Source organism: Rubricoccus marinus (genome assembly GCF_002257665.1).
Taxonomy (GTDB): domain Bacteria; phylum Bacteroidota; class Rhodothermia; order Rhodothermales; family Rubricoccaceae; genus Rubricoccus; species Rubricoccus marinus.
The window spans coordinates 3518458-3531813 of the sequence record NZ_MQWB01000001.1; the positions used below are offsets into that span (position 1 = coordinate 3518458).

Genomic DNA, 13356 nt, shown 5'->3' on the forward strand with positions numbered 1-13356 from the left:
GAGCACCCGGCGCCGTTGCCCGCACCCAGGCCCGGTGATACGTTGCCGCCCCGCCCCGCCGCTTCTGGCGGGCGCGGCTCACCCGCCAGAGGCCACATGCTCCAGCAGTTCGACGAGCGCAACCGCGACCTGATCGTCAACATCAACGGCGACCTCGTCCACCGCGACAAGGCCGGCATCTCCCCCTTCGACTCCCTCGTGCAGGGCGGCGACGGCGTCTGGGAGGGCCTGCGCCTCTACGACGGCAAGATCTTCCGCTTGGAGGAGCATCTGCGGCGCCTGCACGATTCGGCGCGCATCATCGCCATCGAGGACATCCCGAGCCGCGACGCCATCGTGGAGGAGATCCGCCGCACGCTGGAGGCCAACAACATGACCGATGGCGTGCACATCCGGCTCACGCTCTCGCGCGGGACCAAAATCACGAGCGGCATGGACCCGCGCCTCAACCAGGCCGGCCCGACGCTCATCGTCCTCGCGGAGTTCAAAGCGCCCGTCTACGGCAAGACCGGACTGCGGCTCGCGACCTCGTCCGTGCGGCGCTTCCCGCCGGACTGCCTGGACCCGAAGATCCACTCCAACAACCTGCTCCAGAGCATCCTCGCCAAGATCGAAGCCAACGCCTCTGGCGCCGACTCGGCGCTGCTGCTGGACCGCGAGGGCTTTATCGCCGAGTGCAACGGCACGCACGTCTTTCTCGTCCGCGACGGCGCCGTGCTCACCAGCACGACCGACGCCTGCCCCGAGGGGATCACGCGCGAGACGGTCCTGGGCCTTTGCCGGGCGAATGGCATCCCGTATCACGTGGGGCGCTACTCGCTCGCCGAGGCCTACCGCGCCGACGAGATGTTCTGCACCGGCACGATGGGCGAGCTCGCCGCCGTGACCACGCTCGACGGCCGCACGATTGGCAGCGGCAGCGTCGGCCCGATGACCCAGCGCCTGACCGAGCTGTTCATGGCCGAAGTCCAGGCCTCTGGCGTGCGTGTGGTGGAGGGATAGGGAGGGATTCGGGATGGAGGGATAGCAGCTAAGAGCTTCGCCTTTCGGCGCCCCACCTCTAGCCTCTGGCGCCAGAGGCTAGAGGTGGGACCCGCATCCCTCTTCCATCCCGCATCCCTCCGCGCCAGAGGCCGGGTAGCTTCTTGCGATGTCGTTCTCTACCCCACCCCGCTCGCTCGCCTCGCGCCTGTGGTTCGCGTGGACCATGCTCGTCTACGTGCTCTTTACGCCCCCGTACTGGGTGCCGTGGATGCTCGCGATGCGCCTGCGCCCGACGGCGCGGACGTTCTGGCGCTGGTTCCGCGGGTGGGACCACGTGGTGTTCACGCTCTGCGGCTTCCGCCTGCGGACCGTCCGCGAGGGCGCCTCTGGCGCCGAGGTCGGCCCGGCGGTCTACGTCGCCAACCACCAAGCGATGCTGGACATCCCGGCGCTGATCCTCGCGATGGACGCGCCGTTCGTGTTCGTCGCCAGAGGCAGCCTGCGCCGCGTGCCGCTCGTGGCCGGCATCTTGCGGCAGTCGCGGTGCGTGTTCCTGGACCGCACCGCCAGCGGCACGGAGCGGGCGCTGGACGAGTCCGCCGAGCGCCTGGGTGCGGGCGAGAGCGTGCTGTTCTTCCCCGAGGGCACGCGCAGCTTTGACGGCCGGCTCAAGAGCTTTTACCCCAGCGCCTTCCGCCTCGCGATCCGCGCAGGCGTTCCCATCGTGCCCGTCGCGCTTGGCGGCACGCACCAGCTGTTGGACGAGAAGGCGCGGACCGCCCGGCCCGGCCTCGTCCACGTCCGCATCGGCGCGCCCCTCCACGCGTTGCCGGATGAGAACGCGGGCTCGCTGAGCGCCCGCGCGCACGCCGAGGTGGAGCGCCTGCTCGCGCTCGCCGCGCCAGAAGCCGTGCCTGCCGAAGCCTCTGGCGCTTAGCGCAACCTCTGGCGCCCGGGCCTGGTGCTACAGTGCGGGCGACGAGAACTCCTCGCGCGCGCGCTCACACCGCGTCCCGGCGGCGCTTCATGCGGCGGCCCATGCTGGGTGGGAAGAGGAACAAGCCGTACGGCTCCTGCCCTTCCTGGGAAAACGATTGGTGATGCCGCCCGTGCGCACGCTTGACCGCCTGGGCCGCTGGGTTCTTCGTCTTGAAGGGCATGAACCGCCGGTGCGCGTAGAGGTCGTGCAAGACGAAGTACAGCAGGCCGTACACGGCAATTCCGGTCCCCCACGCGAACGCCGCACTCGCCAGGGGCGCTTCTCGGCCCACCCACATCAAGCCCAGCGAGAGCGCCGCGAAGCCGAGCGAGAACAGGTCGTTGGCCTCGAACACGCCGTGCCCGTGACCGTGTTCGGGGTCGTGGTGCGTCCGGTGGATGCGCCAGAGGACGCCGTGGAAAACCCACCGGTGCAGGACGTAGGCGGCCACCTCGGTGACGGCAAAGGAGGCGAGGACGAGGAGCAGAAAGCGGAGCACGGGACCAGAGAAGCAGCGCGGCGGTAGAATCTCGCGCCCCCACATCCGTTCCGCTGCAAGCTCGCCTGGCCTCTGGCGGAACGCGCCCGCCTCATGCTTATCGACCTCTCCTCCGACGCCCTCCTCGCCAACTGCGACGTGGAAACCCTCGCCGCCGGCACGAAAGGCGGGCAGCGGGCGAACAAGGTCGAGACCGGCGTCCGGCTCACGCACCGCCCGACCGGCATCGTCGTCACGGCGCGGCGCAGCCGGAGCCAGTTCCGCAACAAGTCCATCGCCGTGCAGCGTCTGCGCGAGCAGTTGGAGGAGCGCGCGCGGCCCGTCAAGGTGCGCAAGGCCACGCGTCCCACGAAGGGCTCCAAGCGGAGGCGGTTGGAGGCAAAGAAGAAGCGCTCCGAGAAAAAGGACCGCCGCAACTGGCGGCCGGAGTAGAGGCCGGGCCCACGCGCCTGTGGCGCCAGAGGCTTCCCATCGTCTCCGCGACGCCGCCTCTGGCGTGGCCCCATCTTGCGGGAAACCCACCGCGCGCGCCATGCCCCGCTTCGTCGTCGTTCTCCTCCTCGCCAGCGGCCTGTGGCTCTCCGCCTCTGGCGCGGAGGCGCAGGACCAGCAGGTCCTCTTCCCCGGTCAGATCGGCGCCGAGTTGCGCGCCTCCATCAAGGCCGCCTACCGTCCGTCCTCGCTCACCGGGGACAACGACGACCTGTACTCGGTCGTGGACCGCACGACGGTGGACGGCGTGGACGGCGTGATCGGCGTCTACACCGGCTTGTTTGTCGAGTTCGACTGCCAGCCCTCGTGCGACCCTAGCCAGGACGTGTTCAACAACAACGCCGGGATCAACCAGGAGCACACGTTCCCACGCGCCGAGCTCAACGGGAGCAGCAGCCACATCTCCGAGAGCGACCTCCACAACCTCTTCCCGACGCGTGTGAGCGTCAACGCCGACCGCGGCAACTTCCCGTTCAGGGAGATCCCCGACGCGCAGACCACGCGCTGGTACCGCGGCTCCACAGCGACCTCCACGGCCCCGCCAGAGGCCGAGCGCGACGAGTGGAGCGAGCTCCGCAGTGGGCAGTCATTCGAACCCCGCGAGGTGCACGAGGGCAACGTCGCCCGCGCGATGTTCTACATGGCCACCGTCTGGGACGACGTAGCGGACCTCGCGTGGTTCTCGCCTCAGCAGGAGGACCTCTACGCGTGGCACCTCGCCGACCCTGTGGACCAGGCGGAGGTGGACCGCTCGGACCGCGTCGCGGCGTTCCAGCGCACCGCCTCTGGCGCCCCGGCGCCCAACCCGTTCGTCGTGGACTCCACGCTGATCCGGCGGGCGTTCTTTACCGTCGTGGCGAACGAGACCGCGCCAGAGGCCTCTGGCGTAACGCTCGCGCTTGCAGGCCCCAACCCGTTCGGTGCGCAGACGCGCGTTCGCGTCGTCGCCAGGGGCGTGGTGCGCGTGAGCATCATCGACGCGCTCGGCCGCGAAGCCAAGCACCTCTACGAGGGTCCCCTCGCGGGCGACGAGGCCACCCTGACCGTTTCCGGGGATGGCCTCGCGCCGGGCCTTTACCTCGTGCGGGTCGTCTCGGAGACGGGCACCGTTACGCGTCGGCTCGTCCGGACCCGGTAAGGCCGGGAGGCGGATTTCGCCAGAGGCCGTGTCCATCTGGGCGCGCCTCTGGCGACAGGCGAGGGACCTCTGGCGCCTCGCCAGAGGCGCGCGTTCCGGCGGGGAGCGCGATCCAGGCCGCGGGCTCCTGCGCTGGCGGCGGCGCGGCAGGCAGCAGGATCGAGAACGTGGTCCCGATCCCTTCCTCGCTCTCGAACGAGATCGTGCCGCCCATGGCGTCGATCAGGCGCCGCGTGATGGTGAGGCCGAGGCCGGTTCCTTCGTGGCTGCGCGCCGAGCCGGTGGACTCCTGCCGGAACGGCTCGAACAGCAGCGCCTGGAACTCCGGCGACATTCCCCGACCGGTGTCGGCGACATCGATGCGGACGCTTGTCCGCTCGCACGCCACGCGGACGGTCACCGACCCCTCGGCCGTGAACTTGATCGCGTTCGAGATCAGGTTTGTTAGCGACCGGCCCAGCGCGTGGGTGTCGGCGAGGGCAAAGAGCGGGGCCTCTGGCGCCTCCACGGTCAGCCCTAACCCCCGGCGCGCCGCCTGCTGCTGGAGCAGCCCCGCAACCGTTCGAACCTCCTGGGTTACATCGAGAGGCTCGGCGTTGATGCGCAGCTGCCCGGCCTCCATCCGAGCGAGGTCGAGAACGGAGTTCAGCGTGTTGAGCAGGCGCTCGCCGCCGTTCCGGATCGGCACAATGAGCTCTCGGAGGTCGTCTCCCGCCTCTTCCTCTAAAAGCTGGGAGTAGCCGATTACGGCCGTAAGCGGCGTGCGGATCTCATGGCTCATGTTGGCGAGGATCGACTTCTGGAGCGCCGCCGCGTCTTCGGCTGCGGCGCGGGCCTGCTCCAGTTCCTCCTCGCGCTCCGCCTGCTCCGTGATGTCCATCGCCACGCCGACAAGCCGGAGCGGGCGCCCGTCCTCCCGCGTGATCATGCGCACGATGGAATGGATGCGGCGCGGGCTCCCGTCTGCCCGGCAGATGGAGTACCGGTGGTCCACGGTCATCGCCTCGCCTCGCAGCAGCCGCTCCTCGTCGTCAGTGAGGATGGAGCGGTCCTGAGGCGTGACGAAGTCGATTACCTGCGGTGGCTCGCCCGGATGCGGCGGGATGCCGACCACGCGGTACATGCCGTCGGACCATTTGCGGCGGGTGGTCCGCAGATCGTGGCTCCAGCTTCCCATCAGCGCGAGCTGCTCCGATTCCTGCAGCGTCCGGTCGCGCTCCTCCCGCGCGTTTTGTTCGCGGATGCGGGCGTACGCCATGATGATCAGCACCATGCACGTCGCGGAGGCGCTCAGCACGAACACCCCCACATCGCTCAAAGGGTTCGGCACCGCGAGGCCTATCCCCACGGTCCCGATGCTGCAAACCGCCAGGTACCACGCCAGAGGCCGCACCCTCCGGACCGAGGCGCCGAGCAGCGAGCCGGCAGCGAACAGCGTGAAGAGGAAGCCTACCGCCACTTCTGGCATCAGGCGGCTGGAATACGCCATCATGCCGATCCACACCAACAAGCCACCGAGATAGGCCGCCAAAAGTGGGAGTGGGCGCGCTTGGGCGCGCTTGCTCGAATACGTCAGCGCCAGGGTGAGGCCGGTCGCGCAGGTCGCGACCGCGCGAATCCACAACACGTCGAACACGCCCCCAACGGCGAAGGCGACCCCGAACGCCGGAATAAGGCCGAGGCACAGGCACAGCGCCAGCCGCAACGTCCTCAAGACGATCACGTCGTGATCGGCCTCTCCCAGAAAGGGATTGAGCGAGATGGGGAGGTAGACGCGCACGAAAATGGGGAATACTCCTAGGGGTATCGCCCTTCACATGCAGAGCTAAACCCCGCCCCGCTCTGTGCCCTTATCGGCGCACGTACGTGTCGAAGCGGAAAGCCGGCCGTCCGTCAGCCGCCGGGTGCTTTTGCCGCTCCGCGAGCTCGAACGGGCCACCGTTTTCTTCCAGCAGATGCCGGTACGGCGGGAAGTACGTGTCACCAGAAAACTCCCCTTCCACGAGCGTCAGTTCCAGCCGGTCGGCCAAGCCGTCTTCCAGGACCGAGCCGTAGACGCCCGCGCCGCCGCCGATAAACACCCGCTCTGCATCCGCGAACGCCTCCAGCGCCAGAGGTAGCGAGCCGTAGACGTGGATGCCCGGGTGGTCTACGCGTGTCGGGTGGCGCGTGAGAACTACGTTCTCGCGGTTGGGGAGCGGCCCGCCGTTTTGGTGGAGCAAGCTCTCGAACGTCTTGCGACCCATGATGAGCGGGTGGCCGGTCGTGAGCGTTTTAAAGCGCCGGAAGTCCACCGGGAGGTGCCACGGCAGCTCCAGCCCGTCACCGATCAGGCGGTCGCTCTCGGTCCCCGGCGCTTCCGCCACAGCGGCGATCACGACGACCTCGGGGCGCGCCGTGGCTCTCGCTTCCGCGCCAGAGGCCTCTGGCGCAGCCTGCGGGGAGGTGTCTTGAGTGGACTCGTTCATACGGCGACCTCGAATTTGATGGCTGGGTCCGGGCTGTATCCGTGAAGCGCGACGTCTTCGAAGCGGAGATCGTCCAGGCCGCGCGGCGAGCCGTCCGCCAGAGGCGCGATGGAAAGCGTGGGCGCCGGACGCGGCGTGCGGGTGAGTTGCTCGCGCAGGCCGTCCACGTGATTGACGTAAATGTGCGCGTCCACGAGCGCGTGCGCAAAGCGGCCGGGCCGCAGGCCGGTCATGCCCGCAATCGCGTGGATGAGGAAGCTGTAGCAGGCGAGGTTGAACGGCACGCCGAGCGCGAGATCGGCGGAGCGCTGCGAGAGGTGCCCGTTGAGGAACGCCGGGCCTCCATCCGCCGCTGGCGTCACGTTGAGCACGAAGGCGAAGTGGCACGGCGGCAGGCGGCTCACAGCCGCGTTCGCGGGGTGCCACGCGCTGACGACGAGCCGCCGAGACATTGGGTTGCGGCGGAGCTCGCGGATCACGTAGCCGATCTGATCGAACGAGAGCGAGCCGTCGGCCTCTTGCGTCACGTCGGGGTGGCTGGCATCGGCCCACCGTTCGTCGCCCAGCGCGACGCCAGAGGCCGGGACGGGAAAGCGGCGCCAGAAGCGGCCGTAGGCGGTCTGGAGGTCGCCGGCGTCGTCGGCCCAGGCGTCCCAGATCTTGGTGTGCTGGCGGAGCTCGCGGATGTGGTCCGCACCCGAGAGGTACCAGATCACCTCGCGCAGCATCGACGAGAAGTAGACCTTCTTGGTGGTCAGCAGCGGGTAGCCCTCGGCGAGATCGACGGTGTAGTGCTCGCCGAACGACGAGAGCGTGTCGGTCCCCGTCCGGTTCTCTTTGCGCACGCCGCGCTCCAGCACGCGGCGGACGAGCGCGAGGTAGGCCTCCTCGGCGCCTGTGGTGGTGGTCTCGGGCTCTGCGACGGCGGGCATCTCTCGGGCGTGGGGCGGCCTCGCAAGGTCCCAGCACACGGCCTCTGGCGCAAGGCGATTTTGAGGGATGCGGGATGGAAAGGGATGGAGGGATGCGGGCCTCTGGCGGGGTGCCTCGCGCGGGTTCTGGGCTCTGGGTTCTGGGTTCTGGGTTCTGGGTAAAGCTGCCCCGCTTGCCCCCCGGACGCCAGAGGCCCGCCTGGTTTCCCTCACGCATCACGCAGTCCGCATCACGTTCTGGCGCCAGAGGCACGCGGTACCGCGATCTTCCGGTCCCCGTACCCCGTACCCCGTACCCCGTACCCCGTACCCAAAATGGATCCCGGCCTCCACGTCAAGCAAGCCATCAACCACCTCAACAAGATTGTCCAGTACGTCCCGTTCGTCGTCGAGGACGGCGATGATGGGCCGACCGCGACCGTCGCGCTCACGCCCGAGGACTGGGGCGTCGTCGCGGACGCGCTGTTCCACATGGACACGCCCAAGGAGGTCTTCCCCGACTCCATCGCGGATTACCGCATGGACAACGCCACGGGGACGATCCGCCTGGACCTTCAGGACGGCACGGCCGTGACCGTCGAGGCGGGCTAGTCCTCTGGCGCCAGGGCCGCCCGGTACCAGTGGCGCGCCAGAGGCTACCGGCCGGCGTAAAGCACGCTCTCGGTCAGCACCTCGTACGGGTTGATCGGCGTGCCGCGGCCGGAGCCCTTGCGCAGGATCTGGAAGTGCAGGTGTGGGCCCTGGGCGTTGCCTGTGCTGCCGACGGTCCCCAACACGTCGCCGCGCTGGACCGTGGAGCCGATCTCGATGCCGTCCTCGTAGGCGTCCAGGTGCGCGTAGTAGAAGTCGTGCGTGCCGTCGGCCGAGGTCAGGTAGAGCGTGCGGCCGCCGAGCGCGTTCCAGTGCTTGCGCGAGACGCGGCCGTCCACGATGGCCAGGACCGGCGTGCCGCGCGGCGCGGCGATATCGATCGCGTTGTGCGTGCGCCCGCCCGAGCGGCCCGCGTGGAACGAGTCCTTGAGGCGGTCCACGCTGATCCCCTCTACCGGAATCAGCGCGCCAGAGGCGAGGCTGGGTGCAGAGCCCGAGACGGCGCGCGGGCGTGAGGCCTCTGGCGCACGCGCTGGCCGTTCCGGCCGGCTGCTCACGACGCGAACGGCGCCTCCTCCCGAGCGGACCGGGGCGGTTTCCGCGCGTGGTGCGGCGGCCCAGCCGTTGGCGCGGGTGCCCGCGCCAGGGGCCGCGCATCCGGCGAGTACAACAGTCAGGAGAGCAAGGGCAGAGAGAAAGCGCATACCGGTGAGCCGCGGCTGAGGGATCTCGGGTATCGGCGACCGCGCCGAGCCCTTAACCACGAACGGTGGACGAACGCGGAATGAGAGTGCTCCCCTTGAGGACAGTGTAGGGGTTGACCGGCGTTCCGCGTCCCCTCCCGGCTTTGTGGAGGATCTGGAAATGCAGGTGCGGCGCCCGCGCGTTGCCCGTCGTGCCGACGAAGCCCAAGGTATCGCCTTGCTGCACGAGGCTCCCGACCGTGGCGCCAGAGGCGTAGCGCGAGAGGTGCGCGTAGTAGAAGTCGTAGTCGCCGTCCGGGCTCGTGAGGTAGAGCGTGATGCCGCCGAGGCGGTTGCGCGTGCGGCGCGTGACCTCGCCATCGGAGACCGCCAGGACGGGCGTCCCGTGTGGCGCCATAATGTCGATGGAGTTGTGGACGCGTCCGCCAGAGCGTGGCGACCGGAACGAGTTCTCCAGGTCCCCCGGCGCGATGCCCGCGACCGGGATCACCAGCCGGTCCACGCTAAACCGAAGCGCGTCGCGCGTGAGCACGACCGGGATCGTGTCCTGCGCTAGAGGCCTGGCGCCGGCCTCTGGCGTTCGCTCTGCGGCGGGTCGGCTCGACATCGCGAGAAGGGGCAGGCAGAGGACGGCGACGGCGAGAAACGCGCGCATACGGGCAGGGGTCAGGAGAGGGAGGCCCAGGTGCGAAGAATCTAGCGTTCTGAAAAACCAGAGTGGCCGCGCCGTTTTGCTGCCGTTAGAGCGCCGCCGCGTCAGAGGCGTACGCCCGAGAGCCTCTGGCGACATAGGGACCCACAGGGCACACGCGGGCGTCCATCGCGCATGTCCTTCCTCCTCTATGGCGCCACCGGCTACACCGGGCGCCTTATCGCCGATCTGGCCGTCGAGCGCGGGCACCGCCCCGTCCTCGCAGGCCGCACCGAAGCCACGCTCGCGCCTCTGGCGGAGAGCCTGGGCCTGGACCACGTCACGGTCTCGCTAGACGACGCCAGAGGCCTGGATCGGGCGCTGGACTCGGTCGGCGCGGTTCTGCACGCGGCGGGGCCGTTTTCGCGCACGTCGGCGCCGATGGCCGACGCCTGCCTCCGCACGCGCACGCCGTACCTCGACATCACGGGCGAGATCAGCGTGTTCGAGTCGCTCGCGGCCCGCGCGCGAGAGGCCGAGGAAGCGGGCGTGCCGCTCTTGCCCGGCGTCGGCTTCGACGTGGTCCCGACGGACTGCCTCGCGCTGCACCTCCGCCAGAGGCTGCCCAGCGCCACGCGGTTGCAGCTCGCGATCCGCGCGCTCGGCGCGGCCTCGCACGGCACGGCGCAGACGGCGGTGGAGAACGCCGGCGAAGGCGGCGCGGCGCGCATCGGCGGGCGCATCGTGAGCGTTCCGGCGGCGCACCACCAGATCCGCGCCGACTTCGGCGACGGGCGCCCGCGGCTCTGCACGGCCATCCCGTGGGGCGACGTGAGCACGGCCTACCACTCTACGGGCATCCCCAACGTCACGACCTACGCGGCCCTGCCCTCCAGCGCCGTTCGTGCGATGAAAGCCAGCCGGTGGCTCGGCCCCGTCCTCACGGCCGCGCCCGTCCAAGGCCTCTTGCGCCGCCTCGTGTCCTCGCGCGTGAGCGGGCCGAGCGCGGAACAGCGCGCCAGAGGCCGCTCCTACGTCTGGGGCGAAGCCACCGACGGCGACGGCGGCCGCGTGGTCGCCCGGTGGGCCGGACCCGAGGGCTACTCGCTCACGGCCGATACGGCGCTTCGCGCCACGCTTCGCGTTCTGGGCGGCGGCATCTCGCCGGGCTTCCAAACCCCGTCCCTCACCTTCGGAGCCGACTTCGCGCTCAAACCAGAAGACACGTCCCGCGAGGACGTGGTGTGAGCCTCTGGCGCCAGCGGCTCAGGCGCCGCGGAGGTGCAGCGCTACTTCGAGATCGCGCCAGAGGCGTTCGCCTTCGCCCGCGCGGTAGCGTCCGAAAACGTGTCGGTCCGGGCGCACGACGAGCGCATCGAAGCGGCCCAGCGTTTCGCCTAGGGCCTCTGGCGCGGGGAGGACATGGAGGCCTACGCCGGGGAGGTGCGCGGGGGCTCCGCTCCACGCGGCTGGGTCTCGCGCGAGGATCGCCCAGTTTGTCCCGAGGCGGTCGTCCAGGCGGTCGGGTTGCGGCAGGAGCGAGCGGCGCGGCGCGTGCGCGCCGGCGGTCGCCAGAGGCACGGGGCGGATGCCTTCAAGTGTGAGGTCCAGCAGCTTCGGCGCCAGAGGCGTGCGGTGGGCCAGCGCGAGGGCGCCGTCGCGGAGCGCTCCGAGGGCGCCCTGCGCGGAGACGAGGCGGCCGAGCGCCGCCGCCAGCCGCGTTACGCGCCGCACGTGCGGTTTCCGCTCGGCTTCGTAGCCGTCCAGGAGAGCAGCGCCGCTGGCGCCCCCGGATCGGCGCCCGGCGCAGTCTCCGGCCACGAGGCGCAGCCGCCACGCGAGGTCGAACGCGTCGCGCAGTCCGGCGCCGAGGCCCTGGCCGAGAAACGGAGGCATCTGGTGCGCGGCGTCGCCCGCGAGGAGCAACCGCCCCTGGCGCCAGGACCGCGCGACAACATCGCGGAAGGTGTAGACGGCCGCGCGCTCGATCTCCAGCGGGAGCCGGGAGTCGGACCCGCCAGAGGCGTTTTCCCGTCTGAGCGTCGGATGTGCGGCGAGCCTCTGGCGGATCCAGGCCTCTTGCGTCACGAGCGCGTCCGGTTCGTCGTCGCGGAGCTTGAACTCCCAGCGGCGCCGGTCGCCGGGGAACGGGACAAACGTGGACGGGCGCTCACGGTCCGCGATCTGGAGCAGCCGGTCGGACAGCGCCAGAGGCGCGGTGAGGCGCGTATCCACGACCAGCCAACGCTCCTCGAACCTCCCGCCGTCCAGCGGCACATCCATCGCGGCGCGAACGCGGCTTCTGGCGCCGTCGCAGCCCACGGCGTACGACGCCCGAACCGTCTCGCCAGAGGCACCCGTGAGCGCGACGCCCTCGTCGTCCTGCGCGATCTCGGCGACCTCCCACCCCAGCCGCACGTCTACGCTCGGGAGCGCAGCGATCCTCTGGCGCAAGAGGCGCTCCACGGTCGGCTGGTGGATCAGCGTCGCGGTCGGCCAGCCGTAGCGCGTGCCACCGGCCTTGCGTGCGCGGAGGCGCGTTTGGCCCCTGGCATCCACCAAGTCGAAGCCGTCCAGCGTGCGGCCTCTGGCGCGGACCTCGTCGGCGACGCCAGCGGCCTGGAGGACGCGCATGGCTTCGTCGTCCAAGTGCGCCGCGCGCGGCAGGGAGTATGGCGCCGTCTCGCGTTCCAGCACGACCGTGCGCACGCCCGCCTCCCCGAGCAGCGCCGCCAGCGCTGCGCCCACCGGCCCGAGGCCCACGATCGCGACGCTGTACGAGGAAGTCTCCATGCCGCCGAAACACCCCACGCCCGCGCCCGGTTCGACGGGCTCCCTTCTACCTCCCCATTCCCATGGCCGACCAGTCCGTTAAGAAAATCGATTCCTCCGCCTCCCCGACCGGTGAGATGGGCCAGACCTACCTCGTCAGCGGCACCAAAGCCTCCATGCGCCTCTGGAACGAGGCCGCTGGCGAAGGCGGCGAGATGCACACCCGCCCGTACGAAACGCTGGGCTACGTGGTCTCCGGCCGCGTCGAGATCCACATCGGCGACGACATCATCACGTGCGGCGAGGGCGACAGCTACTTGGTGCCCGATGGCGCCGAGCGCCGCTACAAGGTCTTGGAGGATCTGACCGCCGTCGAGGCCACCGCGCCGCCGGCCCAGGTCAACGACCGCGACGACGCCAGCGGCAAGTAGTCCCGGCGTTCGCCGTCGCGCCAGAAGCCTCTGGCGCAAACGCGCCCTCCTTCGCGATGCGAGGGAGGGCGCATTGGATTCAGGCCTCTGGCGCCAGAGGCGGCGACGGGCCTAGAAGTTGGGGCGGCCGATCCGTACGCCCACGAGCGCGGCCCACTGCCACGGGTTCACCTCCTCGCTCGTGTCGCGGCGCGTGTACGCCTCGCCGGTGAGTGGGACGCCCACATAGCCGCCCGCGTTGACGCCGAAGGTGTTGTTCAGCCAGTACGTCGCCCCGACCTCTACCGGCAGGTAGAACTCGTTGAAGCCCACGTTCGCGTTGGTCGACTGGCCGCGCGCGAGGCGCCGTTCGAGTTCGTCCGCGTCCGTGATGGGGACCTCCTGGTTTTTGGAGCCGAGGGCGATTCCCAGGCCGACGTTGCCCGTGATGGACCCCTCCGAAGGACCCAACTCGGCCTTCCACATAAAGCCGCTGACCCACGCAGACTGCGCCGAGTCCCCCTCGGCCAGAACGAGCCCGTCCAGCGTGCCGGCCATGTACGTCTGCACCGTAAAGCGGTCCACCGATACGCCGAGGCCGACCCGTCCGCCTAGCCCCATCGTTCCGGCACCGCCCGCGAGGCCGATGGCGGGCCGGACGCCAGAGGCGCCGAACTGCGCGCTGACGGGAGTGGCGGACGCGAAAAGGAGCGCAGCCGAGAGGGCGGCCACGTACAGGCGGTTCGTTACAGTCAT

At 70.0% G+C, this 13356-nt stretch carries 15 protein-coding genes; 7 read left to right on the forward strand and 8 right to left on the reverse strand.

The window, feature by feature from the left end:
* Positions 1-42 precede the first annotated feature (42 nt).
* On the forward strand, positions 43-1002 hold the full coding sequence (locus tag BSZ36_RS14950) for an aminotransferase class IV (protein ID WP_218827694.1): 960 nt from the start codon (positions 43-45) through the stop codon (positions 1000-1002).
* Positions 1003-1150: 148 nt separating this feature from the next.
* The gene (locus tag BSZ36_RS14955) at positions 1151-1921 is read left to right on the forward strand and encodes a lysophospholipid acyltransferase family protein (RefSeq protein ID WP_094550370.1); all 771 of its coding nucleotides are present in this window, start codon (positions 1151-1153) and stop codon (positions 1919-1921) included.
* Between the two features lie 64 nt (positions 1922-1985).
* Here the strand turns inward: BSZ36_RS14955 and BSZ36_RS14960 are convergent, their stop codons facing one another.
* Positions 1986-2462 carry a sterol desaturase family protein gene (locus tag BSZ36_RS14960; protein WP_143536920.1) on the reverse strand — a complete coding sequence of 159 codons (477 nt, stop codon included), beginning with the start codon at positions 2460-2462 and terminating at the stop codon, positions 1986-1988.
* Between the two features lie 93 nt (positions 2463-2555).
* Here BSZ36_RS14960 and BSZ36_RS14965 point away from each other — a divergent pair, with 93 nt between their 5' ends.
* Together BSZ36_RS14965 and BSZ36_RS14970 are read left to right on the forward strand one after the other, a co-directional pair.
* Positions 2556-2894, forward strand: coding sequence for a peptide chain release factor family protein (locus BSZ36_RS14965; protein ID WP_094550374.1), 339 nt, complete (start codon positions 2556-2558; stop codon positions 2892-2894).
* A 100-nt stretch (positions 2895-2994) separates the two neighbouring features.
* Positions 2995-4092 (forward strand): endonuclease, encoded by a 1098-nt coding sequence (locus BSZ36_RS14970; protein ID WP_094550376.1) that lies wholly within the window; start codon positions 2995-2997, stop codon positions 4090-4092.
* Here the strand turns inward: BSZ36_RS14970 and BSZ36_RS14975 are convergent.
* The 3 genes from BSZ36_RS14975 to thyA form a co-directional block, all read right to left on the reverse strand.
* Complete coding sequence (locus tag BSZ36_RS14975) at positions 4064-5872, reverse strand: MFS domain-containing histidine kinase (RefSeq protein WP_094550378.1); 1809 nt, start codon at positions 5870-5872, stop codon at positions 4064-4066. The genes BSZ36_RS14970 and BSZ36_RS14975 overlap by 29 nt on opposite strands.
* A gap of 70 nt (positions 5873-5942) precedes the next feature.
* Complete coding sequence (locus BSZ36_RS14980; RefSeq protein WP_094550380.1) at positions 5943-6560, reverse strand: dihydrofolate reductase; 618 nt, start codon at positions 6558-6560, stop codon at positions 5943-5945.
* Positions 6557-7492, reverse strand: a complete 936-nt coding sequence (thyA, locus tag BSZ36_RS14985; RefSeq protein ID WP_094550382.1) for a thymidylate synthase — start codon at positions 7490-7492, stop codon at positions 6557-6559. The genes BSZ36_RS14980 and thyA overlap by 4 nt, the downstream gene beginning before the upstream one ends.
* Positions 7493-7807: 315 nt before the next feature.
* Between thyA and BSZ36_RS14990 the strand changes: the two genes are divergently transcribed.
* Positions 7808-8083, forward strand: a complete 276-nt coding sequence (locus BSZ36_RS14990; protein ID WP_179271210.1) for a hypothetical protein — start codon at positions 7808-7810, stop codon at positions 8081-8083.
* A 44-nt stretch (positions 8084-8127) separates the two neighbouring features.
* Here the strand turns inward: BSZ36_RS14990 and BSZ36_RS14995 are convergent, their stop codons facing one another.
* The gene (locus BSZ36_RS14995; protein ID WP_094550385.1) at positions 8128-8787 is read right to left on the reverse strand and encodes a M23 family metallopeptidase; all 660 of its coding nucleotides are present in this window, start codon (positions 8785-8787) and stop codon (positions 8128-8130) included.
* Positions 8788-8839: 52 nt separating this feature from the next.
* Entirely contained in the window at positions 8840-9442 is a 603-nt protein-coding gene (locus tag BSZ36_RS15000; RefSeq protein WP_179271211.1) for a M23 family metallopeptidase, read from the reverse strand.
* Between the two features lie 171 nt (positions 9443-9613).
* Between BSZ36_RS15000 and BSZ36_RS15005 the strand changes: the two genes are divergently transcribed.
* On the forward strand, positions 9614-10666 hold the full coding sequence (locus tag BSZ36_RS15005) for a saccharopine dehydrogenase family protein (RefSeq protein WP_094550390.1): 1053 nt from the start codon (positions 9614-9616) through the stop codon (positions 10664-10666).
* 18 nt (positions 10667-10684) lie between these two features.
* On the opposite strand, the gene BSZ36_RS15010 is transcribed toward BSZ36_RS15005, so the two are convergent.
* Positions 10685-12211 (reverse strand): bifunctional 3-(3-hydroxy-phenyl)propionate/3-hydroxycinnamic acid hydroxylase, encoded by a 1527-nt coding sequence (locus BSZ36_RS15010; protein WP_094550392.1) that lies wholly within the window; start codon positions 12209-12211, stop codon positions 10685-10687.
* A 62-nt stretch (positions 12212-12273) separates the two neighbouring features.
* On the opposite strand from BSZ36_RS15010, the gene BSZ36_RS15015 reads away from it, so the two are divergent.
* The gene (locus BSZ36_RS15015) at positions 12274-12621 is read left to right on the forward strand and encodes a cupin domain-containing protein (protein WP_094550394.1); all 348 of its coding nucleotides are present in this window, start codon (positions 12274-12276) and stop codon (positions 12619-12621) included.
* Between the two features lie 111 nt (positions 12622-12732).
* Here BSZ36_RS15015 and BSZ36_RS15020 read toward each other — a convergent pair whose 3' ends face one another.
* Positions 12733-13356 (reverse strand): hypothetical protein, encoded by a 624-nt coding sequence (locus tag BSZ36_RS15020; RefSeq protein ID WP_094550396.1) that lies wholly within the window; start codon positions 13354-13356, stop codon positions 12733-12735.